Here is a 20,838-nt window from a genome sequence, read left to right on the forward strand (position 1 = left end):
GCGGTCGGGCCTCGCCGTGTCTTGATCACTCACTCGAACTTGTCGCAGAGGTATGTCGTCATGACCAAGAACGCCAGGATTTCGTTGATCATCGTTACGGTTGTCGTGGTGGTGGTCGGAGGCTTCATCCTGCTCAGCAGGCTCACGGGGCCCTCGGGGTCGCAGCAGCCGGCCGGATCGACCAGCGTCGCGGGACCCACGCCGATCGCGCCCAATGAGGTGCTCGTCCGGCCCGACAGCCACAAGCTCAACGATGCGCCCAACGCGAAGGTGACCGTCGTCGAGTTCCTCGACTTCGAATGCGAGTCCTGCCGCGCGGCCTATCCCGGCGTCGAGAAGCTGCGTGGCGAGTACGGCGACCGCGTGACGTTCGTGATGCGTTACTTCCCGATTCCCAGCCATCGCAACGCCGAGCTGGCAGCCACCGTTGTGGAGGCCGCGAGTAAGCAGGGCAAGCTCGACGCGATGTACCAGCGCATGTACGAGACCCAGCAGCAGTGGGGAGAGAAGCAGGTCCTCCAGCACGAGCTGTTCGTCAGCTTCGCTCGTGACCTCGGACTGGACATGACGAAGTTCGAAGCCGACCTGAACGACCCGGCCACCCTGGAGCGCGTGCTCAAGGACCGCAAGGACGGCACCACCGTGGGAGTCCAGGGCACTCCGACGTTCTTCATCAACGGCACCAAGTTCCAGGGCGCGCCGAGCTACGACGGGCTCAAGGCCGCGATCGAGCGGGAACTGGCCAAGTGACCTCAGCCGTTCGGTTCGTGATCAGGCTGCTGCCGTGGGTGCTCATCGTGGGCGGCGGGATCGGCCTGGTCGCGGCCTTCGTGCTGACTGTCGAGAAGATCGCGCTCCTGAAGAACGCCGACTACGTCCCGACGTGCAGCATCAACCCGGTCCTGAGCTGCGGCTCGATCATGAAGACCGAGCAGGCGGAGGTGTTCGGGTTCCCGAACCCTCTGCTGGGTGTCGCCGGGTTCGCGGTGGTCGTCACGCTCGGCGTGGTGCTGGCGGCCGGCGCGGCGTTGCCGCGCTGGTGCTGGCTCGGCCTGCAGGCGGGCGTGACGTTCGGCGTCGTGTTCGTGCACTGGTTGATCTACCAGAGCCTGTACGTGATCGGCGCGCTGTGCCCGTACTGCATGGCCGTGTGGGCGGTCATGATCCCGATCTTCTGGTACACGACGCTGTACAACATGGAGCAAGGTCACCTGCCATCACCACGGCGGACAACCGCAGTGCTGACCGGCTACCACGGCGTGGTGCTGACGCTGTGGTACCTGCTCATCGGTGGTGCGGTGCTGCAGGCGTTCTGGTTCTACTGGACGACGTTGATCGGCTAGCTCAGGCGCGGAGCGGCGCCAGGTTCGTCTCATCGCTGGATGGCAGCTTGGAGCCGCACGCGGATGCCAGCAGCGCGGCGATGATCATGAAGAGTCGCAACGGTTCCGCACCTCTCCGATCGGTGGCAGAAAACGCTCCCGCTAACGAATGCGGCTATGGCGTCGCGCACATTCACCCGGTCGTTCAGGGTGTTCCGGAACAGGTTCCGGGACGCCGTGGGGTGATGGTCGTGCGTGAAGTGGTGGTCGGCGGTGTGCGGCTGGCCTACGAGGTTCACGGCGAGCGCGGCGATGCTGTGTTGTTGTTGGGAGACAGCGGAATGCCGGGTATCGCGTGGGAGATCGCCCACGTGCCGGCGTTGCTGCGAGCGGGCTTGATGCCGGTCACGGTTGACTGCTGCGGCACTGGTGCCTCGGAGTCGCCGCCGGGGCCCTACACGATCCCCTTGCTCGCACAGGACATCGCGGCGCTGATCGAGCACCTCGACCTCGGGCCGGTGCATGCCGTGGGATTGACCCAAGGTGGCTTCATCGCCGAACAGCTCGCAGTCGCGCGGCCGGATCTGTTGCGCAGCATGACGTTGATCGCGAGCGCGGGTCCGACCACCGCGTACCACCGCATCCGGCTGCGGGCGTGGCAGGACCTGCTCGAGGCAGGACACCGATTGCCGGACGAGCTGTTCATCGCTGACCGCTTGGTGCACGGCCTGCCGATGTCGTTGTTGCAGGACAGCGACGAGGACATCGAGAAGTGGATCACAACTTTCTCGCTGCGGACGTACCAGGAAAGCGTAGGGCTGCAGGAACAGCACGCGGCCTGCCGCGCCTGGCTGCTCGACTCCGAACGCGGCGCGCACTGGCCGTCCATCAGGACACGGTGTCTGCTCATCGCGTTCCAGCACGATCTGCTCTTTCCGCCGAGCGCGGCGCGATGCTGCGCGGCCCGGATCAGGGGAGCGGAGCTGGTGGGCATGCCCGGAGCAGGAAGTGCCGACGGCTTCCTGGACACCGCAGACAAGATCAGCGCGATCATCGCGCGCTTCATTCAGCGTCCACACGGGACACCCGGCGGATGGTGAGCCGGTGTCCCGTGCGGACGGAGCTCAAGCCGACTGCGTCGCTCGCCTCCTCAGCCACACCACGGCACCTGCCACCGCGGCCACGCCGATGGCGATGAGCAGCCAGGCCCACCATGTAAGCCCGGTGCTCTGGTCGGACTGCACGTCGGCCACTGGCGCGACCGAGGGTGCGGTTGAGCTGGGAGCAGTGGTGGTCGTGGTCGGTGGCGCCGTCGTCGTGGTGACCAGCGGCGCCGTCATGGTGAACTTCACAGCTCCGGTCACGGCGTGATCGTCGGCAGAGCCGATCTTGAAGTTGATCGTGTACAGGCCCGCCGGGCCGGCCGGGGTGACCGGCACAAGCAACGAGGCGTCTTTTGCGGTGATCTGACCGACGGTCCACGCGGTGCCATCAGCGCCGGTCACCGTGACCGTGGTCTGCTCCGGGCGCACGGGTTCGTTGAACGTCAGCGTGAGCTGCTGCGGCGGTGCGGCGACCTGCGCGCCTTCCTTGGGGTCGCTGGAGATCAGCTGGGTGTGCGCGGACGCCGCAGGTGTCGTCGTGAGTACTGACAGGAGAACGAGCGGCAGGACGAGCAGAAGGCGCTTCATTTCGATTCCCCAGTCTGATGTGCGCGGCGTGAGCGCAGTGCTGTGCCGATCGCGATCCCCAGGGCCAACGCGGCCACGGCGAGCGCAGAGCCGCCGAGCCAGGTCGCTTCGGAACCAGGCGCCGTGTTCGTCACCGCCGCAGGTGTGCCACCATGCTCATCAGGCTGTGCCGCTGTGTCGTTGGCGACGAGCTTGAGCGCAGGGGCGGGATGTTCCGGCTCAGCCTGGCCTTCAGCCGATGGCAGCTGGTTCCAGTTCACGACCTCGCCGCTGTCGTAGGTCTGCACGGCGTTGATGACGAGCTTGTCGGTGTTGTCCGGCATAGGGCCGAGCGTCACAGCGAACTCGGCGAATTCATTGGGGCCGATCCGGATGCCCGGGGCGGCGGTCCAGGTGATGCTGCGGAACGCTTCGGTGATCTCGACGTTGCCGGTCTTGATCGGCTGGTCGAGCTTCGCCTTGACGACCTCGGCCGTCCAGCCTGTGATGCTGCGGACCCGGACGGTGCGCAGCGGGAACTCGGCAGGCAGATCGAGCCGTATCGAGACGGTGCCAGCGTCGGGGCGCTCGTTGGGGACCTTGAAGGTGACGGTGGCGGGTTTGCCTTTGACTGCCTGGCCTGGCACGGGTTCGAGGTGCGCGGCGGCCACGCCGTTGGTGGACAACGTGGCCGCGCACGCGACGACCGCGGCCGCCATGAACACACGTGGGTACTTCGGGGACATGGTGCTCCTCGCATGACAGAACACCGGTCTAGCGGACCGGTCGGAGTGGTGGTGTCAGCGGGAGAGCGGAGGGCCGCGCCGACTTGCGTCCGTGAGCACGACGACGCCGTGCAGCATGTCGACGAAGTCGGTCACGGCAGGCCTCGACGGGATGGACCGAGGTATTGCCGGCGGCGGGAAGATGCGGGGGAGTGACCGGCGGACGGCGGTGATGAACGCGAGCAGGCACGCGTCGGCCTTGGCCAGCAGCGCACCGAGCAGCACACCTGCCACCACGTGTGCCAACGCCATTCGCGCGCTGTCCGAAGCGGTCGAAGACCCGTGGTGTGATCCGCCGGTGTTCAGCAGCAGGTGCATAAACAGCTGGGCGACGCCGAGAGCCAGCACAACGGTCGCCGGTGAGTGCTTGCGATCGGCGAGCGCTGTGGCGGCGAGCGCGATGATCGCGGTAGCAAAGACCGTCATCGCACCGTCTGGGAAATCGCCACCCCCGACACCGTGAGCGGTGACCGTGAGGGCAGCCGCGCACGTCGCGAGCAGTCCACCACGCAGCATGCGCAGCGTGCTGGGCAGCCGCTCCGGACGTCCGGTCATCGCGCCATGCTAGCCATGCCGGCCGCCACGCACGTCTGGTGAAGTGCTCAGATCTTGTCCTTTTCGGACTCCGGTGCCGCAGGCGGCTCCGGCGCGAACGAGCGGCGTGGCCCGTTGCCCAGCAGCATCCGGCGTACTTCCTGGTCGGCAGCGCGGTTGGTATCGCGGTAGAGCGCGACACCGACGGCGACCAGGCACGTGACGATGACGACGGCACCACGCCGAGGGATCCAGGTGCCGCCTTCACCGCTGTGAGTGGCGACGGGAACCGTCTGGATGAGCAGATGTTCGGACATCATTGTTGTCCATCAGTACCGGGACGTGCGGGAGGTGCGGGCGGCGAGCAAGGATTCGAGCGTCTCCACCTCGGTCATCTGCTGAGCGCGGACGGTCTTCGCGTGCACCCGCACCGCTGAGGTTCGGGCCTTGGTCACGGCGAGCTTCGCCAGCGCGATTCCCGTCTCGTCGTGTCGCAGCATCAGCTGCAGGAACGCGATGTCGAACTCAGTCCCGGTGAGGCGGCGCAACGCGGTGACCTCGGCGGGATCAACGCGGTCCAGCGCGGGCCGCTCCACGTCCTTCGCGGTTTGCAGGGGTTGCTTCCACGCGTCTGACCAGCCCTTCACCCGGCCGGCCTGTTCGATCCTGTCCGTCTCGATCTCGAACGCGACGTGCCGGATCTCCGGGTCGTCGCTGTACTGCCCGGCCAGGCCTGCCATCCGCATCGCCAGCGCGTGGTGTGTCGACAGTTCGGCGGCGAAGATGATGTCGGCGTCCGCGGGACCAGCGGGTTTGACCGACGCGGTGCCCACCAGGTAGCCGATGAGCACCAGAGCGAGCCCGATGAACACCAGCATCAGCCACAGCGGCCAGTTCATTTGCCCTCCACCGGAGTCGACGGCTGAGCGGATGCGGGGCATGGGTGTTTCCCCGACGTACCTGGCCGGGTCTGACAAGAACTGCGAGCTCTCACGAGAAGCACCGACCTCGGGACAGGTGTTCGGGTTGCGGCGCAAGAGGAGGTGAACTGGTCGACGCGTTCGTCATCGGCGCGGTCATGACCGAACGGGTCCTTGTGCTCCCCTGACGGCTTGCACTGGGCAAGAGCGGCCTCGCGGCCGTTGTTCGCCGATACCTGGCTGTCTGCGTAACCGGACACACCCCCGCCAGCCCCAGCACGCAACGATCGAGCCCCAGGCATCAGCCTGGTGCTGATGATCGACTTCGCCGCGGCACGGCTGCTTGGTTTGCGGCCGCTCGCCATCCCCCAGCTCCTCATCGCCCGTTAACTACTAGTGAGCCTAGTACTAGGTTCGCTGTGACAACTATCCCGCCCGGCTGAGTCCTGGTGTGCCTGCGACGGCGGGGTCGTATAGAACGTGCTCGTGAGCGTGGATCGGTCGAGCAACGCACCTCCCTTTCGATGGCGCGATCCCCCGACGCATCCGTGCGGGGCCGTTCGCCGTGCTGGATCGGTGCTTCCCGGGATTCATGACGCTGGCAGACGTCTACCGCTTTCCTGCAGAGCTTCTGACTTCCGCCCGCGCCAAGTGCTCTTGAGGTGGGCTACGACGACGCGCCAACAGCGGTAGCTCGTGCTGCAGGGAGCTGACCCCTGTGGATCAGATCGGGCAGTGGCTTGCTCCGTCCCGCCCGTACGCCGTTCGCGATGACGACAACCTCGGCGAGTTCGTGCACCAGCACCACGGCGGCGAGGCCGAGCACGCCGAACAGTGCCAGCGGCATGAGCACGACCACGATCGCCAGGGACAGGCTCACGTTCTGCAGCATGATGCTCCGTGCGCGGCGGGCGTGGGTGAACGCCTTGGGGTAGGTGCCTGAGGTCCTCGCCCATGAGTGCCACGTCGGCGGTCTCGATCGCGACGTCGGTGCCCATGGCGCCCATCGCGATGCCGAGGTCAGCGGTGGCCAGGGCGGGGGCGTCGTTGACGCCGTCGCCGACCATCGCGGTGGACCGCTGGTGCGTAGCTGCTCGATGAGCCTGGCCTTGTCCTCCGGCCGGAGCTCAGCGTGCACGTCGTCGATGCCGACCTCCTTCGCCAGCGCGGTGGCGGTCGTGAGGTTGTCGCCGGTCAGCATTGCCACGTGATAGCCGTCGCGCCGGAGGCGGTCCACGACTTCGGCGGCCTCGGGGCGCAACTCGTCACGCACGGCGACCGCGCCGATCACCTGGCCGTCCTCCTCGACGAGGACTGCGGTCGCGCCGGCCGATTGCATGCGCCGGACGTCGCCCGCGAGCGGTCCGGCTTCCAGCCAACCAGGGCGGCCGAGCCGGATCTGACGGCCGTCGAGGCGACCGGTCAGTCCGGCACCGGTCACGGTCTCGACGTCCTCGGCCGCGGTGACGTCGTCGACGGCTGCGAGGACGGCTCGGGCGAGCGGGTGTTCGCTGCGTGCTTCGAGTGCTGCTGCTACGGCCAGCACGTGCTCGCGGCTGGTGCCGTCGGTCGTCACGACGTCGATCACGGTGGGCCGGTTGGCGGTCAGCGTGCCGGTCTTGTCCAACGCGACGCCGCGCACAGCCCCGAGTGCCTCCAGAGCTGCTCCGCCCTTCACGAGCACGCCGAGCTTGCTGGCCGCACCAACGGCCGCGACGACGGTCACGGGCACCGAGATCGCGAGCGCGCACGGTGATGCGGCGACCAGCACGACCAGGCGAACTGCTCGGTGTTCCGGCGTTGTCGATCCTCGATCGGCCGGTTGTGCGTGTCGCAGGCGTCGTGGTCAGTGTGGTCGGGCTGCTCGCCACCTTCGGTGCCCAACTCGCAATGGGTGACTCTTGGCGCAGCACCGTCGATCTGACGGAGCGGCCCGCGTTGGTCACCGACGGACCGTTCCGCATCGTCCGCAACCCGGTCTACACGGCGGTGATCATGATGGTTGCCGGGTTGGCGCTGGTCGTGCCCAGTCTGATCGCGATCGTCGGACTGGGGGTTGTCATCGTCGGCAGCGAACTGCAGGTCCGGCTGGTCGAGGAGCCGTACCTGCGGCAGGTGCACGACGGGGAGTACCTGTCCTACGCCAGTCATACCGGGCGCTTTCTCCCGGGACTCGGCCGACTCACGTGACTCAGCCGCAGCGTGCTGGGGCAGCCGCCGCTGCGTCGGTGAGGGTCGTGGGGGTGCCCGTCCTGTCATGCCGAGTCGTGGCCGCGCCGGGTGCGCCGACGTGAGGACGAAGCTGGTCGCCACGGTCACGAGCCATCGAGGCTGTGTTGCCGAACTGTTATGACATGCCGGGGATGAAGGGGCACACGGCGAGCGCTGCCGTCACGAACAGCGCTGTCCCGAGCGCGAACGGGAGTGTGACAGCGCAGAGACCGCTCAGCGCGACATGGAATTGCTTGACGTCACGGCCACTTGCGGTGCCGGCCTCGTCGAGGTGTGCCAACCGCAGATCGACGCACGTGTGCGCCATCGCAAGGGCGGCCGGCGGCGTGTCGTGCGGGGTGGTCATGCTCAGCAACGCGGTGCGGACGGCACGGGTGCCGTGCATCCGGGCGGCGCTCGAGTCCGCCGCCAGTTCGGCGACCGCGCCGACGAACTCGGGGGAGCAGCGCGCGAGCGGAAGCCATGGCAGCGTGGCCGCGAGGGCGCGAGCGACAGCCACCAGGAGGTGGTGGTGGCCACGGACGTGTGCGCGCTCGTGTTCGAGGACTGCTTGAACGCTGTCGTAGGGCAGTCGCTCGACGAGACCATCGGTTGCGATGATCAGCGCCTCGGGGCCGCCGATGCTGTACGCCATGGGCTGTTCGTGAGGAAGCCAAAGCGTCGGGATCGGCCCGTCGTCGTGCTTGGCGAGCCAGTCCAGGGCGCCTCGGTGCCGAACGTACAGCTGCCCTTGATGCCGCCGGTAACGCAAAAGCCTCACCGCCAACCTTGCCGCTCCGAACACGACCAGGGCGAGCCAGAGCACTCCGGCCAGATGTTCCGCGCCGGGAACACCGCCGTGCCGGATGGCGGTGAGGCAGCTGTGCAGCACCATGATGACCTGCGGAGCGGGGCCGTGTCCTGGCAGCAGGGCGATGATCAGTGCGATGCTGCTCGCCAGGACAATGCCTGTGACCAGCGTCAACCAGGTCGTAAGACTCACCTGGGGGTGTACCCGTGCGCGCAGCAGCACACTCAGCAGCGCGGGTGCTACCCAGCCCGCCAGCAATGCGCCGACCAGCAACGCCAAGGCGATCGTCATCGGCTGCGTCGCCTCCGGAGCGCCCGCCTGAGCAGGGAAATCTCCCCCTCGGAGGCGGACTCGGTGAAGCGCAGCAACACGCCTTCGGGGTTCTCCGTGGAGTTCAGCAGGTCGCGCAACGCGGCGGCCGCCGACTCCTCGCGCGTGGTCGATGGCAGGTACTGATACGCGCGGTTCACCATGTCGCGCTGGACCCAGCCTTTGCGGTGCAGGTTGTCCAGCACCGTCATCACTGTGGTGTAGGCGAGCTCGCGATTGAGCCTGCTCAGCACCTCACGCACCGTCAGCGCCTGATCAGCGCGCCACAGCACGTCCATCACGGCCGACTCCAGCTCTCCCAGCCCCTGCATGACCGAGAGGATACGGCGTCGCACAGAGTCCTCTCAGGTCCGCTCTCGCGATCTTTACTATTCTCGCTAGTAGCCGATTGCCGAGGAGCGGAAATGACCAGTGGCCGGAAGTCCAAGAAGGCCCGCGGAACGAAGTCCATCGTCGTGGATTACAAGCCCAGGCCGTGGGGCACGATCATCGCCGTCGTCGCGGTGCTGGGCCTCGCGGGAGGGGTGTTCGGCTACGCCTACTCCCAGATTTCGGCCAACAACCAACGTGAAGCCGCTCTCGCGCAGTGGAAGCCGTCTGACACCAACAAGGATCCGTCAGACAAGATCGCAGGCGTCACCAAGAAGGAATATCCGGCCGGTAAGCACGTCGAGCCTGTGAAGCGGGTGGCCTACGAAGCCAGCCCGCCCTACGGCGGCGCGCACGACGGTACGTGGGCCGACTGCACCGGTGTGGTCTATGACAAGGCTGTGCGCACCGAAAACATGGTGCACTCGATGGAGCACGGCGCGCTGTGGATCGCCTACAACCCCGACCAGGTCAACGGTCCCGCGCTGGACAAGCTGAAGCCGAAGGCGGAAGGTCAGCAGTTCACGATGCTGTCGCCGTACCCCGGCCTGGACAAGCCGATCGCGCTGCAGTCGTGGGGTCACCAGCTGAAGCTGGACAGCGCTGACGACGAGCGCATCGACCAGTTCATCTCCTCGCTGCGCCGCAACCCGAACACCTACCCCGAGCCCGGCGCCACCTGCGAGGCCAGCCCGGCCCAGTTCGACGTGACCAACCCGCCGCCGTTCGTGGCCGAGAAGCCAGGCCCGGACGCGGTGCCGGTCGACGGCGGTCAGGAGGACCCGAAGGAGCAGAACACGGCGCCGTCCTCCACCCCTGCGGGAGGGAACTGATGACGGAGGAGAAGGCGTCGGAGGGCGTCAACTGGTCCCGGCGGGTGATCGCGCTGGCAGTCGGCATCGCGTTGCTGCTCGTCGGCGCGGCCGCTGGCCTCACCCTCGCTCGCCCCGACGAGTCCGCCGGGCCCACCGCGGTCGACATCGGGTTCTCGCAGGACATGTCGGTGCATCACCTGCAGGCCGTGCAGATGGCGAATCTCGCGGCTGGCCGTAGTGACGACGCTGATGTGCGGCAGCTCGCGTTCGACATCGCGTCGAGTCAGCTGGAACAGGTCGGGCGGATGAAGGGCTGGCTCGGCATGTGGGGCGAGCCCGAGCAGGCACCCGCGGGCAAGCTCATGACCTGGATGAGCGGTGAGCATCACTCGATGTCCGGCATGGACAACGGCCGCATGCCCGGCATGGCGAGCTCCGAGGAGCTCGCACGTCTGCGCAAACTGAACGGCAAGGAGTTCGACGTGCTGTTCCTGCAGCTGATGACGCGGCATCACGAAGGCGGCAGCTCCATGTCGAAGTACGCGGCCGACAAGGCCACGGTCCCGATCGTGCGCAGTCTCGCCGGTGCCATCGCGTCCAGTCAGGAAGCCGAAGTGCAGACGCTCAAGGCGATGCTGACGGCTCGCAACGCACAGCCGCTCGGCTCAGGGTGATACCTGTGCAGGTGTTGGCAACCCATGAGCAGGGGGGCGTTTCCGCCCTGCTGATTCTCGGTCTCATCCTGCTTCTGATCATCGCGGCGCTGGTGGCGATCGGCATCGCCCAACGCAACGACCCGGACCGTGCCGCCCGGATGCAGTTCCGCGACGCCCTCTACAGCTCTCCGCGCCGGCGGAGTACCACGGCGGTGACACCTGCTCAGAACGGAGAACCCGAAACCGTGGTCACCGAAGGTGAAAACGGAACATCCCTCGCTGCGGACGAGCAGGAAGCGACGGCACGTGACCAGGACGAGGGCGAGGCCAAGCCGTGAACGTCATTGGCGCCAAGCTGGCCTTGTACCTCCCTGTGCTCGCGGCGTGGATCGCATTTGTCGGTGCGGCCCTGAACCGTGCAGCCATGGTGGTCGTCGTGCCGCTGGGCGCCGCGTCCGCGCTCGGGGTCACCGCCCTCATCACGGGTACCTCGTGGCTGATGGTGGCCGTGGTGGCACTGTGGCTTTGGGGAGTGGTCTGGATGGTCCGCGGAGCACGTGCGTGAGACCTTCGCCGAACCCGCTCAACACTCTCGGAGGCTGTGGCCTACGGTCTGCGTGATGCTGGCTGTGAAGAGTGCGGTGTCGTCGACCCTGCGCGGAACAAGGACCACGTCGTGAAGCGTCTTGTTGTGACTCTCGTGCTCGCCGTAGCGGCCGTTTTCGCCGGCTCTTCATCCGCGCTCGCGCACAACGTGCTCGTCCGCAGCGACCCCGCGGACGGCGCCGCCATGGCCTCCGGCCCATCGAAGGTCACACTCACCTTCGATCAGCCGATGCAGCAGGGGTTCAACACCGTCACGGTCACAGGGCCAGATGGAACCCGCTGGGATTCAGGTGAGCCGTCGGTGAGCGGGAACGAGGTGACCGCCGGCGTCCTGCCGCTCGGGCCGGCAGGTGACTACGTCGTCGGTTACCGCGTGCTCTCCGCGGACGGCCATCCCGTCACCGGAAAGATCACGATGAGGCTGACTCAGACAGGCACCGGCACGCCGGCCAGCCCGTCCGCACCTCAGCTGACGGACACGGCGTCCACCGGCGGTGTCGGTGACGCGCCGGTCTGGCCGTGGATCGCCGGCGCCGTGGTGCTCCTCGCTTCTGGTGTTGTGCTGGCGTTGCGCACCGGCAAGAAACCGAGATGAGCTCCAACCGCACCGCCCAGCTGCCCCGCGCTGCCATCGCAGCGGGTCTGGTGGGAGCGGTGGCTCTCGGTGTGGCGGGTGCTCTGGTGCTGACCGCCGTCGCCCCTGTGCCCGGCCTGCCCGAGCCAGGCGCGGTAGTGCGTTTCGGCTTGCCCGTCGTGCGGGCCGTGTTGTTCGTCGCCGCCGTCGTGACGGTCGGTCTGAGCGTGTTGCCCAAGTTGCTGGGTTTCGACCGACCGGCGCTGACCGAGCCGGTACTGGGCACCGTCCGCCGTGCCGCGGTCGTCTCCTCCGCGGTCTGGGTGCTGGCCGCGCTCGCGATGGTGCTGCTGCTGGTCGCGGAACTGCGTCCAGGCCAGCAGATCGGGATCGGCCACGTGCTGGAGTTCATGCGCAAGGTCGGCGCGGGCCAGGCTCTTGCGATGAGTGCCGTGTCCGCGTTGGTGTACTTCAACATCGCGCTGCTCGCGGTGCGCTCGGGTGAGAGCGTGCCCGCCGAGTTGCGGATGCTCGTGGCGCTCTTCGCCCTCCTTCCGCTGCCAGTGGGCGGCCACGCCGCGAACTTCGGCCTGCTCTGGGGCGGGCACGGGCTGCTGATGGCCTCGATGGAGCTGCACGTGATCGCGGCGTCGCTGTGGACCGGAGGGCTGGCGGTGCTGGTGTACTTCGTGAGTGCGCGGCGAGACCTTCTCGCCGCGGCATTGCCGAGGTTCTCCAAGCTCGCCACCGTGTGTCTGCTCCTCGTCCTCGTGACAGGCACCATCAACGCACTCGTGCAGCTCGCGACGACGCCGCTCGTCGAGCTTCCCGGCGGGCTCTTCACCACCGGGTACGGACAGCTCGTGCTGCTGAAGTCGGTGTGTCTGGTCCTGCTCGCCGCGCTGGGCGGAAGGATCCGCTTCCGGCTGCTGCCGCTGATCGCGGCACGACGGTCGGCTCCGCTGGTGGCGTGGGCCGCGGCCGAGGTTGTCGTGATGGGCGTCGCGTTCGGTCTAGCAGTGGTGCTGTCCCGTACCCCGGCCATCTGATCTTCGAACAATGAACCGTGAAGCCTGTCCGCAACGGACAGTGCCGAGTGGACAGTCGGCGTGTGGTGCTTCAGGCGGTTCCGGTTCTACCAGACTGCGTTGTTCTGACTCCGCTCACGGATGCGCGGCGTGTTCGTGTGCGGAGTGACTTGCAGGTTCGAGCTGGAACGTGGAGTGCTCGACGTCGAAATGGCCGGCGAGGCAGGTCTGGAGCTCGTCGAGGACCTGGGGTGCGTGTCCGTCGTGGAAACACTCGTCCTCGACCACGATGTGCGCTGAGAGCACCGGCATGCCGGAGGTGACCGTCCAGGCGTGCAGATCGTGCACATCACGGACGTGCGGTACTCCCAGGATGTGCTGCCGGACCTCTTCGAGGTCGACGTTCTTGGGTGCGGCTTCGAGCAGAACGTCCACCGATGCGCGGAGCAGGCTGAACGCTCGCGGCAGGATCAGCAGTCCGATCAGGATGGCGACGATCGCGTCGGCACGGGTGAAGCCGGTGAAGCGCGCGATGAGCGCGGCGGCGATGACGCCGACGGACGCGAGGGTATCGGTCGCGACCTCGAGGAACGCGCCGCGCATGTTCAGGCTGTCGTTCTGCGCTTTGAACAACAGCAGCATCGAGACGACGTTGCCGACAAGTCCGATGATGCCGAAAATCAGCATCGAGCCTGTTTGCAGGTTGGGCGGTTCGCTGAGCCGCATCACCGACTCGTAGAGGATGTAGGCGCCGAGCCCGAGCAGCACGGCGGCGTTGGCGGCGGCGGCCAGGATCTCGGCCCTGGCCAGGCCGAACGTGCGCTTCGCCGTGGGCGGGCGCGCGGCGAGAGTGATGGCGACCAGTGCCAGCGCGACTCCGGCCGAGTCGGTGAGCATGTGGCCGGCGTCCGCGAGGAGCGCGATGCTGCCCGACAGCAACGCGCCGATGACCTGCACGACCATGATGCTCGCGGTGATCGCGAGCACACCGATCAAACGGCCGCGGTGCTTACCCGCCGCGGTGAGGGTGCCGTGCCCGTGTCCAGTTCCCACTGGGATGCCCTTTCGCTGTCAGAGAACGTCGGTGGTCAGGCGGCCGATGGCCGGAAGGAACCGACCGACCCGCGCGGTGTAAGCGCGGTAGGTCTCGCCATGCGCCCGCAACAGGTAGGGCTCCTCCACGACCCGCACCTGCAGCTCAACGGCGGTGATCAGCGCCACCAGGCCGATGATGGCGACGAGGTTGGGTGCCAGCAGCGTCAGCCCTGTCGCACCACTGATCATCGCTGTGAACACCGGGTTTCGCACCAGGGCGAACGTTCCCGTGGTGACGAGTGCTGTCCGTTCCCCCTCATCGACACCGATGCGCCACGAAGCGCCCATGCCGAGCTGTGCAACCACCGTCGCGGCGAATCCGGTGGCGACCAACGCGGTGCCGATGAGCTGAAGGGCCGTGTGGTCGAGTACCGGAACCGGCGTGACCAACGCGGACCACTGCGCGGCGGGGGCGAGCAGACCCAGGACGAGAGCGATGCCGAACAGCACTCCGGCCCACCACTCCACGGTCCCAGGGCGTCCGCTTACGCCGTGGAAGCCGGTAGAACCCGTCCGTCGATACTGCAGAACCGTCCGGACGCCGAAGGCCCACACTATGTACGTGACGTACAGGCCAAGGGCAATGGCGCCCGCGGTCGTTGACGACATCCGCAGTCCCTTTCATGCATACATAGCGATCTATGCATGAATGCTAGGCGGCCTGGGCAACTCGTGCAACAGTGCGGCCACATGGACCTGTCGAGATGGGGGTCGCCTTGTTCGAATGGCGGATCGGCTGACCGGATGGAAGGAGATCATGGGCGCGCGTGAGACCGATGTGCCGTACGAGGCAGCACGGCGGCGCACCTTCGCGGTGATCAGCCATCCGGACGCCGGCAAGTCGACTTTGACCGAGGCGATCGCCCTGCACGCCAAGGCGATCAGCCAGGCGGGCGCCGTGCACGGCAAGGCTGGGCGGCGTACTGTCGTGTCCGACTGGATGCGGATGGAACAGGCACGCGGAATCTCGATCACCTCCGCGGTGCTCCGGTTCTCCCATCGCGACACCTTGATCAACCTCGTGGACACGCCCGGACACGCGGACTTCTCGGAGGACACGTATCGAGTCGTGTCCGCAGTGGACAGCGTGGTGATGTTGCTCGACGCGGCGAAAGGGCTGGAGGCCCAGACGCTGAAGCTCTTCGACGTGTGCCGGTCTCAGGGCGTTCCGGTCATCACGTTCGTCAACAAATGGGATCGGCCTGGTCGTGATGCGCTGGACCTGTGCGACGAGCTCGCCACCCACACCGGGTTGCAGCCGATGCCGCTCACCTGGCCGATAGGGCCGGCGGGGGAGTTCCACGGGCTGCTGGACTGTCGTGACGGAACTATGGTGCGCTATCAACGCACCGTGGGCGGCGCCACCGCGGCGCAGGAGGAGCGTCTTGATCCGGCCGTGGCAGCGGCTCAGGAGGGCCCAGCGTGGTCTCGCGCGTGTGAAGAAGCGGACCTGCTCGACGCCTCCGGCGGCGGGTTCGACCACGAGCTGTTTCTCGCAGCTGAGGCCTCGCCAGTGTTGTTCGGTGCCGCGCTGCTCAACCACGGCGTCCGCCATCTGTTGGACTTCCTGGTCGACTTCGCCCCGGCTCCGCGCCCCAGAGTGGATGTGGCGGGGCGGCCAAGGCGGCTCGATGCGCCGTTCTCGGCCTTCGTGTTCAAGGTGCAGACGGGCATGAACCCGGCCCATCGGGATCAGATCGCGTTCGCCAGGGTGTGCTCCGGTGTGTTCGAGCGGGGCATGGTCGTGACGAACGTCGCGACCGGCAAGCCGTTCGCGACGAAGTACGTGCAGCAGGCTTTCGGTCAGCAACGGACCACACTGGACGTTGCTTATCCGGGCGACGTCATCGGGCTGGTGAACGCCGCCGCGCTGCGAGTGGGGGACACGCTGTTCGCAGGCGTTCCGGCGGTGCGGTTCCCGCGCCTGCCGAGGTTCGCTCCGGCGCACTTCGCGGTCGCCCGGCCTACGGACGTCGGCCGCGCCAAGCAGTTCCACCGCGCCATCGCGCAGTTGCACGCTGAAGGAGTCGTGCAGGTGATGAGGTCTCAGCGCCGAGGTCAGGGAAGTGCCCCGGTTCTCGCCGCTGTCGGACCGATGCAGTTCGAAGTGGTCCTGCACCGGATGGAGTGGGAGTTCGCCGTGCCCGTGACGCTGGAACACCTGCCGTACACGGTCGTGCGACGGCTGGCTGATCCGAGTCAGCGTCCGCTCGTGGACACCGGCTGGCGCAGCGAGGTGCTGATGCGGGACGACGGAACGGAGCTCGCGGTGTTCGCGGGCCAGGTCGAACTGGCTGTGTTGCAACGCCTGCATCCACATCTGAAGCTCGACCACCTCGTCGGCGGCGTCGACTGACCTGCCCCGTCGAACGGGCCGCCGAGCGGGTCACGCCGGCCGGCAGGTCATGGGCCGGTGCCGGTCGCGGTTACGGCTTGGTTCTTCTCGTGGACAGTGCTTTGCGGAGCAGGTCGAACTCGCGGTCCGTGGCAGACTGCGCGAACTGAAGCAGTACCGCCTCCGGATCTCCAGAGGATGCGATCACCTGGCGCAGGGCTCTCGCCGCAGCTTCGGCACGGGTCACCGCGGGCTCGTACCAGAACGCCTTGCCGCGGAGTTCCCGGTTCACCCATGCCTTGCGGTGCAGGTTGTCCAGCACGGTCAACACCGTCGTGTACGCCCGTGGGCGCTCTCCGCCGAGTCGATCGAGGACGTCGCGAACCTTGAGTGACTGCTGCTCGCGCCACAGCACGCCCATGACCGCCGCTTCCAGGTCACCGAGTCCGTGCATGGTTCCTCCCGGCCGGAAATGGCCGCACGCCGCTGCCTACTAGACGTCATAGTAGCCGCTGATCGGCATCTGCCGCATCGGGCGAGCTGCGGCGTGTCGATGCCCGCCCAGCTCGCCGATGCCACGTCCTAGCTGAGCAGCTTCTCTGCGTGCGTGGCCGGGGAAGGCCGGTTGAGCACGTGCAGGCGCCAGGCGCAGAACATGCCCACAGCGACCAGTCCGAGCCATGGCAGCACGGGAACACCAGCCGCACGGCTCAGGTCGAGGATGGTGCCGGTGAACAGGTTTCCGGCCATGATGCCGATCCCGACGATGGTGTTGTACAGGCCGTAGTGCGTCGCGACGAGCCGGTCGCCGGACAACGTCACGATGGTGTCCATCTCGAAGGGGAACACCACGATCGTCCCCAGCGCGAGCAACGATGCCGCCAGAACCAGGGAGATGTAGCCCGGCATTCCCGCCCCGCTCGGTGAGTCCGCGGTGAGCACGGGCGGGAGGAACGCAGCACCCAGCAGTAGCAAGCCGGCTACAAGTGATCGGTCGCGTCCCCACTTCTCCCGGAACCACGCGGTGATGCGCAGCTGACCCGCGATGGCGAGCACACCTGACACCGCGAACAGTCCTGCGACCAGTGCGGTGCCCTCGATGCCGGAACCCGCGAGACGGCGGGCCTCCAGTGGCAGGGCGAGATAGACCTGGAACGAGAGCACGTACGAGCCAGTCATGACCAGTGAGAACAGGACGAACCGGCGGTTCGCCAGCACTCCCCGCCAGTCCTGCAGCACGGTCGCCGGGACGGCGTCGCGGTTCGGTGTTCGCGCGGGCAGCGACTTGATCTGCAGCACGGTCAGCGCGGCGAACACGACAGCCGCGACCAGACACGTCAACTTGAACGTGACCCCGGTCAGCACGAGCCCGATGATCGGCCCCACCAGGATGCCGGTCTGGTAGAAGACGTTGAAGAGGGCGAACGCCTCCACCCGCCGTGGCCCTGCGTCGTTCGCGACATACGCCCGCACCGCGGGGTTGAACAACGCGCCGGCGAAGCCGGTGGCCGCCGAGGCGATCACCAGAGCAGGCAGGCTGTCCACGAACCCGAGCACCGCGAACCCCACCGTGCGCAGGGCGCACCCCGCCACGATCAGTGGTTTGTAGCCGAGCCGGTCCGCGAGCGTTCCTCCGACCAGGAACATGCCCTGCTGGGAGAAGTTCCGCACACCCAGCACCAGACCCACGGCCCAGCCTGCGAGAGCGAGCTCGCCCGACAGGTGCATCGCGAGATACGGCATGAGCATGTAGAAGCCCACGTTGATGGTGAACTGGTTGAGCAACAGCAGCTGCACTGGCCGATCGAACGACCTGAACTGCCGGATCGTACCGGTCACGGTCGGCGCTCCGCCGGGTCGGCGACACTGCGGCAGCGGGTCCACTCGGTGACCTCCCGGTCACTCGTGGAGCTGATCTCCGCGGGGTCGGGCCGAGGAGAACTCACGGCCAGTTCGTTCGCCGCGCAGTACGTGTCGTTGTAGATGGTGTCGAAGTAACGCTGCGGCCCGTCGGGGAAGACCGCCGCGATACGGACGTCCGCGTCATGTGTGCGTGCGAGCCAGCTGGAGACCAGCGCCACCGCGCCGACACTCCAACCGCCGCTGGCGTGGTGGCGAGCGGCGAGCCTGCGGCACGCCCACACGGACTCGGCGGCGTTGACCCAATGCACCTCGTCGAACGCGGCGTAGTCCACGTTGCTCGGGTAGATGCTCGATCCCAGTCCTCGCATCAGGCGCGGTCGCGCGGGCTGGCCGAAGATCGTCGAGCCGACGGTGTCCACGCCGACCAGCCGCAGATGGGGGAAGTATTCGCGCAGTACCCGAGATACCCCAGCGGAATGCCCGCCCGTGCCGACCGAGCACACGAGCACGTCGACGCGTCCGAGTTGTGCCACGAGTTCGAGTGCCAGTGACTCATAACCGGCCACGTTGTCAGGGTTGTTGTACTGGTCCGGGCAGTACGAGCCGGGAGTGTCCGCGAGCAGCTGCTCGACCCGATCGCGCCGGGCCTGCTGCCAGCCACCTGATGGGTGTGCAGAGGGCACGAGGTCGACCTGCGCGCCGTGCGCCTGCAGCATCTGCTGCACGATGGGCTCCATGCCGGGGTCGGTCACCAGCGTCACCGGGTGGCTGTAGACGATGCCGGCGAGCGCAAGACCGAGGCCGAGCGTGCCACTCGTCGACTCCACGACGACGCCGCCCGGAGCGAGCTCGCCGCGCTCACGCGCCTTGGCGATCATGTGCAGTGCCGGGCGATCTTTCATCCCGCCGGGGTTGAAGCCTTCGAGCTTGGCCCAGAAGCCGCGGGAGGACAGGCCGGACAGGTCGTCGATCCACTGGACCGGCGTGTTTCCCACCACCGCCGCCGGAGTGCGGCAGAGCGGTGCGGCAGACGAGGTGAGCATGTGCGCGGGAGGAATGACCGGCGTTTCGGGCCGGCCACGGGTGGTGAGCATCGTGTCCTCAGCGTCGTGTGTACGGCAGTGCCGTGATGGTCCGGAGATCGTCTTCGCGGCAGCGCGAACAGACGAGGTGCGCAGGGATGCGCGGTCTCGTCTCCGCTGCTGCAATGCGTTGATCAGTTCCGGGCGACGCTGAGGGTGATCAACAGGTGGCGGCCGGATCTGGGCACGCGACCTGCGTCCGGCGAGGCGGTGGGCTGACCGTTGACGGCTGCAGCGACGCAGCAGCCGACCGGGACATCGTCAACTGAAGGCCCTGGATCGCACGGCGTGCCGGTCGGGCGCCGCAGTGCCCGGTCGAGGGCAGCCTCGTGAACGGGCTCGTGGTGGTGATCGCAGTGATCGCCCGAAGGAGAGCCGGCCACATGGACATGGCTGACGACGGGAGACCCGTGCGCGTTCGCTGTGCACAGCACACCGAGAAGCGACGCGAACAGCGCCAGCGCGACGGCGAGCACTGTCACGCGGGCGACACGCACTGTCGTCAACTCGATCCGCACGGTCACGACCATAGCGTGATCTTGTTACGAGAAGTAATCGCTCGATCGTGTCCATTGTGGACAAATGATCATCAGCTTTGTGATGTATGCGCTGCAAGGCGCATGTTCGTCGCGAGGACTCTTTGGATGAAGTTTGTCAAAGGTGAAGACATGGCCGTTGCGGAGTGTGATGGCGGCCTGGAGTGTTCCGGGCCACATGCTCCTTGCTCTACTAATGGAACTAGTAGACATCGCCGTGATGTTGCCGTAATTTGCGCCAGGGCATCGGGGGAGGCCCTGTTCCCGACTACGGAGGTAAGCGCGACGTGACGTCGCATCGACTGAAGCGCAGTACTCGAGGTGCACTGGCGTCTGCGGCTGTTCTGGTGGCGATCGGGAGCAGTCCCGGTCCTGCGGGTGCTCAGCCGGCAGCCGACCCGGTCAAGCAGTACGAGGAGCTGAGCGGGCAGGCGGAGAAGCTCAACGACGACGTGCTGAAGGCTCAGGAGAACGTCGAAGCCAAGAAGGCTGAGCTGGACAAGGCCGGTGCGGAGCTGAACCAGGCCAGGCAGGCCGAGGAGCAGCTGCGCGGTCGGGTCGATGTGCTCACCGAGTCCACTTTCCAGGGCGCACGGTTCAACGGGCTCTCGGCGATGCTCGTCAGTGACTCCCAGCAGGACTTCCTCAACCGCATGTCCGCGCTGGAGATGCTGGCGGCCGACAACGCGGAGGCGATGGACAAGCTGTCGGCCGCGGTGGCACAGGCTAACGACGTCCAGCAGCGCGCAGAGAAAGCGGCAAGTGAGGCGACGGCGGTCGCTGACGACCTCAAGAAGCGCAAGTCCGACCTGGACGGCCGGATCGTCGAGCTCCGCAAGGCGGTGAACAACCTCAGTTCGGCTCAGAAAGCCGGGCTCGGGTTCGGCCAGGTGAAGGACACCGGCACCTACCTGGGACCTCCCGGTGCGGCCAACACGGCTCTGCAGGCAGCCCTGTCGAAGCGGGGCTCGCAGTACCAGTGGGGCGGCAACGGTCCGAACGCCTTCGACTGCTCCGGTCTGACGAAGTGGGCCTATGCGGCAGCCGGAGTCACGCTGCCTCGCGTGGCGGTGGACCAGTACCGAGTCGGCAGGCCGGTGGCCCAGAACGAACTCCAGCCGGGTGACCTGGTGTTCTACGACGACGGGTCGGGAAACCCGGCCACGATCCACCACGTGGCGATGTACGTGGGCGAAGGCAAGATGGTGGACGCGCCGACCGAGGGGCAACTTGTGGACGTGCGTCCGATCCGAGGCGATGGCCACTACATCGGCGCTCGGCGGATCGTGGGCTGAC

25 protein-coding genes and 1 pseudogene are annotated in these 20,838 nt (G+C 67.1%); 12 read left to right on the top strand and 14 right to left on the bottom strand.

What is annotated here, in order from left to right:
- Positions 1-60: 60 nt before the first annotated feature.
- From SK854_RS13625 to SK854_RS13635, 3 genes are read left to right on the top strand one after another with little or no spacing between them, the layout of a single operon-like run.
- The gene (locus SK854_RS13625) at positions 61-750 is read left to right on the top strand and encodes a DsbA family protein (RefSeq protein ID WP_319975445.1); all 690 of its coding nucleotides are present in this window, start codon (positions 61-63) and stop codon (positions 748-750) included.
- Positions 747-1,343, top strand: a complete 597-nt coding sequence (locus tag SK854_RS13630; RefSeq protein ID WP_319975446.1) for a vitamin K epoxide reductase family protein — start codon at positions 747-749, stop codon at positions 1,341-1,343. Before SK854_RS13625 ends, SK854_RS13630 begins: the two co-directional genes overlap by 4 nt.
- Positions 1,344-1,390: 47 nt before the next feature.
- Complete coding sequence (locus tag SK854_RS13635) at positions 1,391-2,422, top strand: alpha/beta fold hydrolase (protein ID WP_319975447.1); 1,032 nt, start codon at positions 1,391-1,393, stop codon at positions 2,420-2,422.
- A gap of 24 nt (positions 2,423-2,446) precedes the next feature.
- Here the strand turns inward: SK854_RS13635 and SK854_RS13640 are convergent, their stop codons facing one another.
- From SK854_RS13640 to SK854_RS13665, 6 genes and pseudogenes are all read right to left on the bottom strand, one after another.
- Positions 2,447-3,013 carry a copper resistance CopC family protein gene (locus SK854_RS13640; protein ID WP_319975448.1) on the bottom strand — a complete coding sequence of 189 codons (567 nt, stop codon included), beginning with the start codon at positions 3,011-3,013 and terminating at the stop codon, positions 2,447-2,449.
- Positions 3,010-3,711 carry a YcnI family copper-binding membrane protein gene (locus SK854_RS13645; protein WP_319975449.1) on the bottom strand — a complete coding sequence of 234 codons (702 nt, stop codon included), beginning with the start codon at positions 3,709-3,711 and terminating at the stop codon, positions 3,010-3,012. Before SK854_RS13645 ends, SK854_RS13640 begins: the two co-directional genes overlap by 4 nt.
- A gap of 81 nt (positions 3,712-3,792) precedes the next feature.
- The gene (locus SK854_RS13650; RefSeq protein ID WP_319975450.1) at positions 3,793-4,332 is read right to left on the bottom strand and encodes a hypothetical protein; all 540 of its coding nucleotides are present in this window, start codon (positions 4,330-4,332) and stop codon (positions 3,793-3,795) included.
- A 47-nt stretch (positions 4,333-4,379) separates the two neighbouring features.
- Complete coding sequence (locus SK854_RS13655; protein ID WP_319975451.1) at positions 4,380-4,628, bottom strand: hypothetical protein; 249 nt, start codon at positions 4,626-4,628, stop codon at positions 4,380-4,382.
- Positions 4,629-4,640: 12 nt separating this feature from the next.
- Positions 4,641-5,210, bottom strand: coding sequence for a DUF305 domain-containing protein (locus SK854_RS13660; RefSeq protein WP_319975452.1), 570 nt, complete (start codon positions 5,208-5,210; stop codon positions 4,641-4,643).
- A 688-nt stretch (positions 5,211-5,898) separates the two neighbouring features.
- Positions 5,899-7,008 (bottom strand): annotated as a pseudogene (locus SK854_RS13665) (heavy metal translocating P-type ATPase); the annotation flags it as partial.
- Positions 7,009-7,031: 23 nt separating this feature from the next.
- Here SK854_RS13665 and SK854_RS13670 point away from each other — a divergent pair.
- Entirely contained in the window at positions 7,032-7,421 is a 390-nt protein-coding gene (locus tag SK854_RS13670) for a methyltransferase family protein (protein WP_319975453.1), read from the top strand.
- A 157-nt stretch (positions 7,422-7,578) separates the two neighbouring features.
- Here SK854_RS13670 and SK854_RS13675 read toward each other — a convergent pair whose 3' ends face one another.
- Together SK854_RS13675 and SK854_RS13680 are read right to left on the bottom strand one after the other, a co-directional pair.
- Positions 7,579-8,544, bottom strand: coding sequence for a M56 family metallopeptidase (locus SK854_RS13675; RefSeq protein ID WP_319975454.1), 966 nt, complete (start codon positions 8,542-8,544; stop codon positions 7,579-7,581).
- Positions 8,541-8,894, bottom strand: a complete 354-nt coding sequence (locus tag SK854_RS13680; RefSeq protein ID WP_090011960.1) for a BlaI/MecI/CopY family transcriptional regulator — start codon at positions 8,892-8,894, stop codon at positions 8,541-8,543. The genes SK854_RS13675 and SK854_RS13680 overlap by 4 nt, the downstream gene beginning before the upstream one ends.
- Positions 8,895-8,987: 93 nt before the next feature.
- Between SK854_RS13680 and SK854_RS13685 the strand changes: the two genes are divergently transcribed.
- From SK854_RS13685 to SK854_RS13710, 6 genes are all read left to right on the top strand, one after another.
- Positions 8,988-9,785, top strand: a complete 798-nt coding sequence (locus SK854_RS13685; RefSeq protein ID WP_090011959.1) for a DUF3105 domain-containing protein — start codon at positions 8,988-8,990, stop codon at positions 9,783-9,785.
- On the top strand, positions 9,785-10,441 hold the full coding sequence (locus SK854_RS13690) for a DUF305 domain-containing protein (RefSeq protein WP_319975455.1): 657 nt from the start codon (positions 9,785-9,787) through the stop codon (positions 10,439-10,441). The genes SK854_RS13685 and SK854_RS13690 overlap by 1 nt, the downstream gene beginning before the upstream one ends.
- A 5-nt stretch (positions 10,442-10,446) precedes the next feature.
- Positions 10,447-10,761, top strand: a complete 315-nt coding sequence (locus tag SK854_RS13695) for a hypothetical protein (protein ID WP_319975456.1) — start codon at positions 10,447-10,449, stop codon at positions 10,759-10,761.
- The gene (locus SK854_RS13700; protein WP_319975457.1) at positions 10,758-10,988 is read left to right on the top strand and encodes a hypothetical protein; all 231 of its coding nucleotides are present in this window, start codon (positions 10,758-10,760) and stop codon (positions 10,986-10,988) included. The genes SK854_RS13695 and SK854_RS13700 overlap by 4 nt, the downstream gene beginning before the upstream one ends.
- A 111-nt stretch (positions 10,989-11,099) precedes the next feature.
- Positions 11,100-11,624 carry a copper resistance CopC family protein gene (locus tag SK854_RS13705; RefSeq protein ID WP_319975458.1) on the top strand — a complete coding sequence of 175 codons (525 nt, stop codon included), beginning with the start codon at positions 11,100-11,102 and terminating at the stop codon, positions 11,622-11,624.
- Positions 11,621-12,652: a copper resistance D family protein gene (locus SK854_RS13710; RefSeq protein WP_319975459.1), complete on the top strand. Its 1,032-nt coding sequence runs from the start codon at positions 11,621-11,623 to the stop codon at positions 12,650-12,652. Before SK854_RS13705 ends, SK854_RS13710 begins: the two co-directional genes overlap by 4 nt.
- Before the next feature lie 114 nt (positions 12,653-12,766).
- Here the strand turns inward: SK854_RS13710 and SK854_RS13715 are convergent, their stop codons facing one another.
- Complete coding sequence (locus SK854_RS13715; protein ID WP_319975460.1) at positions 12,767-13,684, bottom strand: cation diffusion facilitator family transporter; 918 nt, start codon at positions 13,682-13,684, stop codon at positions 12,767-12,769.
- 18 nt (positions 13,685-13,702) lie between these two features.
- A complete protein-coding gene (locus tag SK854_RS13720; protein WP_319975461.1) occupies positions 13,703-14,194 on the bottom strand; it encodes a methyltransferase family protein in 492 nt (163 codons plus the stop codon).
- A 289-nt stretch (positions 14,195-14,483) separates the two neighbouring features.
- Here SK854_RS13720 and SK854_RS13725 point away from each other — a divergent pair, with 289 nt between their 5' ends.
- Positions 14,484-16,082 (top strand): peptide chain release factor 3, encoded by a 1,599-nt coding sequence (locus SK854_RS13725; protein ID WP_319975609.1) that lies wholly within the window; start codon positions 14,484-14,486, stop codon positions 16,080-16,082.
- Between the two features lie 70 nt (positions 16,083-16,152).
- Here the strand turns inward: SK854_RS13725 and SK854_RS13730 are convergent, their stop codons facing one another.
- The 4 genes from SK854_RS13730 to SK854_RS13745 form a co-directional block, all read right to left on the bottom strand.
- Positions 16,153-16,515, bottom strand: a complete 363-nt coding sequence (locus SK854_RS13730; RefSeq protein ID WP_319975462.1) for a BlaI/MecI/CopY family transcriptional regulator — start codon at positions 16,513-16,515, stop codon at positions 16,153-16,155.
- 128 nt (positions 16,516-16,643) lie between these two features.
- The gene (locus SK854_RS13735) at positions 16,644-17,900 is read right to left on the bottom strand and encodes an MFS transporter (RefSeq protein ID WP_319975463.1); all 1,257 of its coding nucleotides are present in this window, start codon (positions 17,898-17,900) and stop codon (positions 16,644-16,646) included.
- Complete coding sequence (locus SK854_RS13740; RefSeq protein ID WP_406601776.1) at positions 17,897-18,967, bottom strand: PLP-dependent cysteine synthase family protein; 1,071 nt, start codon at positions 18,965-18,967, stop codon at positions 17,897-17,899. Before SK854_RS13740 ends, SK854_RS13735 begins: the two co-directional genes overlap by 4 nt.
- A 173-nt stretch (positions 18,968-19,140) precedes the next feature.
- The gene (locus SK854_RS13745; RefSeq protein WP_319975465.1) at positions 19,141-19,530 is read right to left on the bottom strand and encodes a hypothetical protein; all 390 of its coding nucleotides are present in this window, start codon (positions 19,528-19,530) and stop codon (positions 19,141-19,143) included.
- Between the two features lie 359 nt (positions 19,531-19,889).
- Here SK854_RS13745 and SK854_RS13750 point away from each other — a divergent pair, with 359 nt between their 5' ends.
- Positions 19,890-20,837 (top strand): NlpC/P60 family protein, encoded by a 948-nt coding sequence (locus tag SK854_RS13750; protein WP_256335080.1) that lies wholly within the window; start codon positions 19,890-19,892, stop codon positions 20,835-20,837.
- Position 20,838: the final 1 nt, after the last annotated feature.

The sequence above is a fragment of the Lentzea sokolovensis genome (genome assembly GCF_033949975.1).
In the GTDB taxonomy this organism is placed as follows: domain Bacteria; phylum Actinomycetota; class Actinomycetes; order Mycobacteriales; family Pseudonocardiaceae; genus Lentzea; species Lentzea sokolovensis.

Coding starts and splice junctions, on each gene's coding strand:
- SK854_RS13625 (WP_319975445.1), top strand. CDS start 61: ATGACCAAGAACGCCAGGATTTCGTTGATCATCGTTACGGTTGTCGTG.
- SK854_RS13640 (WP_319975448.1), bottom strand. CDS start 3,013: ATGAAGCGCCTTCTGCTCGTCCTGCCGCTCGTTCTCCTGTCAGTACTC.
- SK854_RS13645 (WP_319975449.1), bottom strand. CDS start 3,711: ATGGCGGCCGCGGTCGTCGCGTGCGCGGCCACGTTGTCCACCAACGGC.
- SK854_RS13650 (WP_319975450.1), bottom strand. CDS start 4,332: ATGACCGGACGTCCGGAGCGGCTGCCCAGCACGCTGCGCATGCTGCGT.
- SK854_RS13655 (WP_319975451.1), bottom strand. CDS start 4,628: ATGTCCGAACATCTGCTCATCCAGACGGTTCCCGTCGCCACTCACAGC.
- SK854_RS13660 (WP_319975452.1), bottom strand. CDS start 5,210: ATGAACTGGCCGCTGTGGCTGATGCTGGTGTTCATCGGGCTCGCTCTG.
- SK854_RS13675 (WP_319975454.1), bottom strand. CDS start 8,544: ATGACGATCGCCTTGGCGTTGCTGGTCGGCGCATTGCTGGCGGGCTGG.
- SK854_RS13680 (WP_090011960.1), bottom strand. CDS start 8,894: ATGCAGGGGCTGGGAGAGCTGGAGTCGGCCGTGATGGACGTGCTGTGG.
- SK854_RS13685 (WP_090011959.1), top strand. CDS start 8,988: ATGACCAGTGGCCGGAAGTCCAAGAAGGCCCGCGGAACGAAGTCCATC.
- SK854_RS13690 (WP_319975455.1), top strand. CDS start 9,785: ATGACGGAGGAGAAGGCGTCGGAGGGCGTCAACTGGTCCCGGCGGGTG.
- SK854_RS13710 (WP_319975459.1), top strand. CDS start 11,621: ATGAGCTCCAACCGCACCGCCCAGCTGCCCCGCGCTGCCATCGCAGCG.
- SK854_RS13725 (WP_319975609.1), top strand. CDS start 14,484: ATGGGCGCGCGTGAGACCGATGTGCCGTACGAGGCAGCACGGCGGCGC.
- SK854_RS13730 (WP_319975462.1), bottom strand. CDS start 16,515: ATGCACGGACTCGGTGACCTGGAAGCGGCGGTCATGGGCGTGCTGTGG.
- SK854_RS13740 (WP_406601776.1), bottom strand. CDS start 18,967: ATGCTCACCTCGTCTGCCGCACCGCTCTGCCGCACTCCGGCGGCGGTG.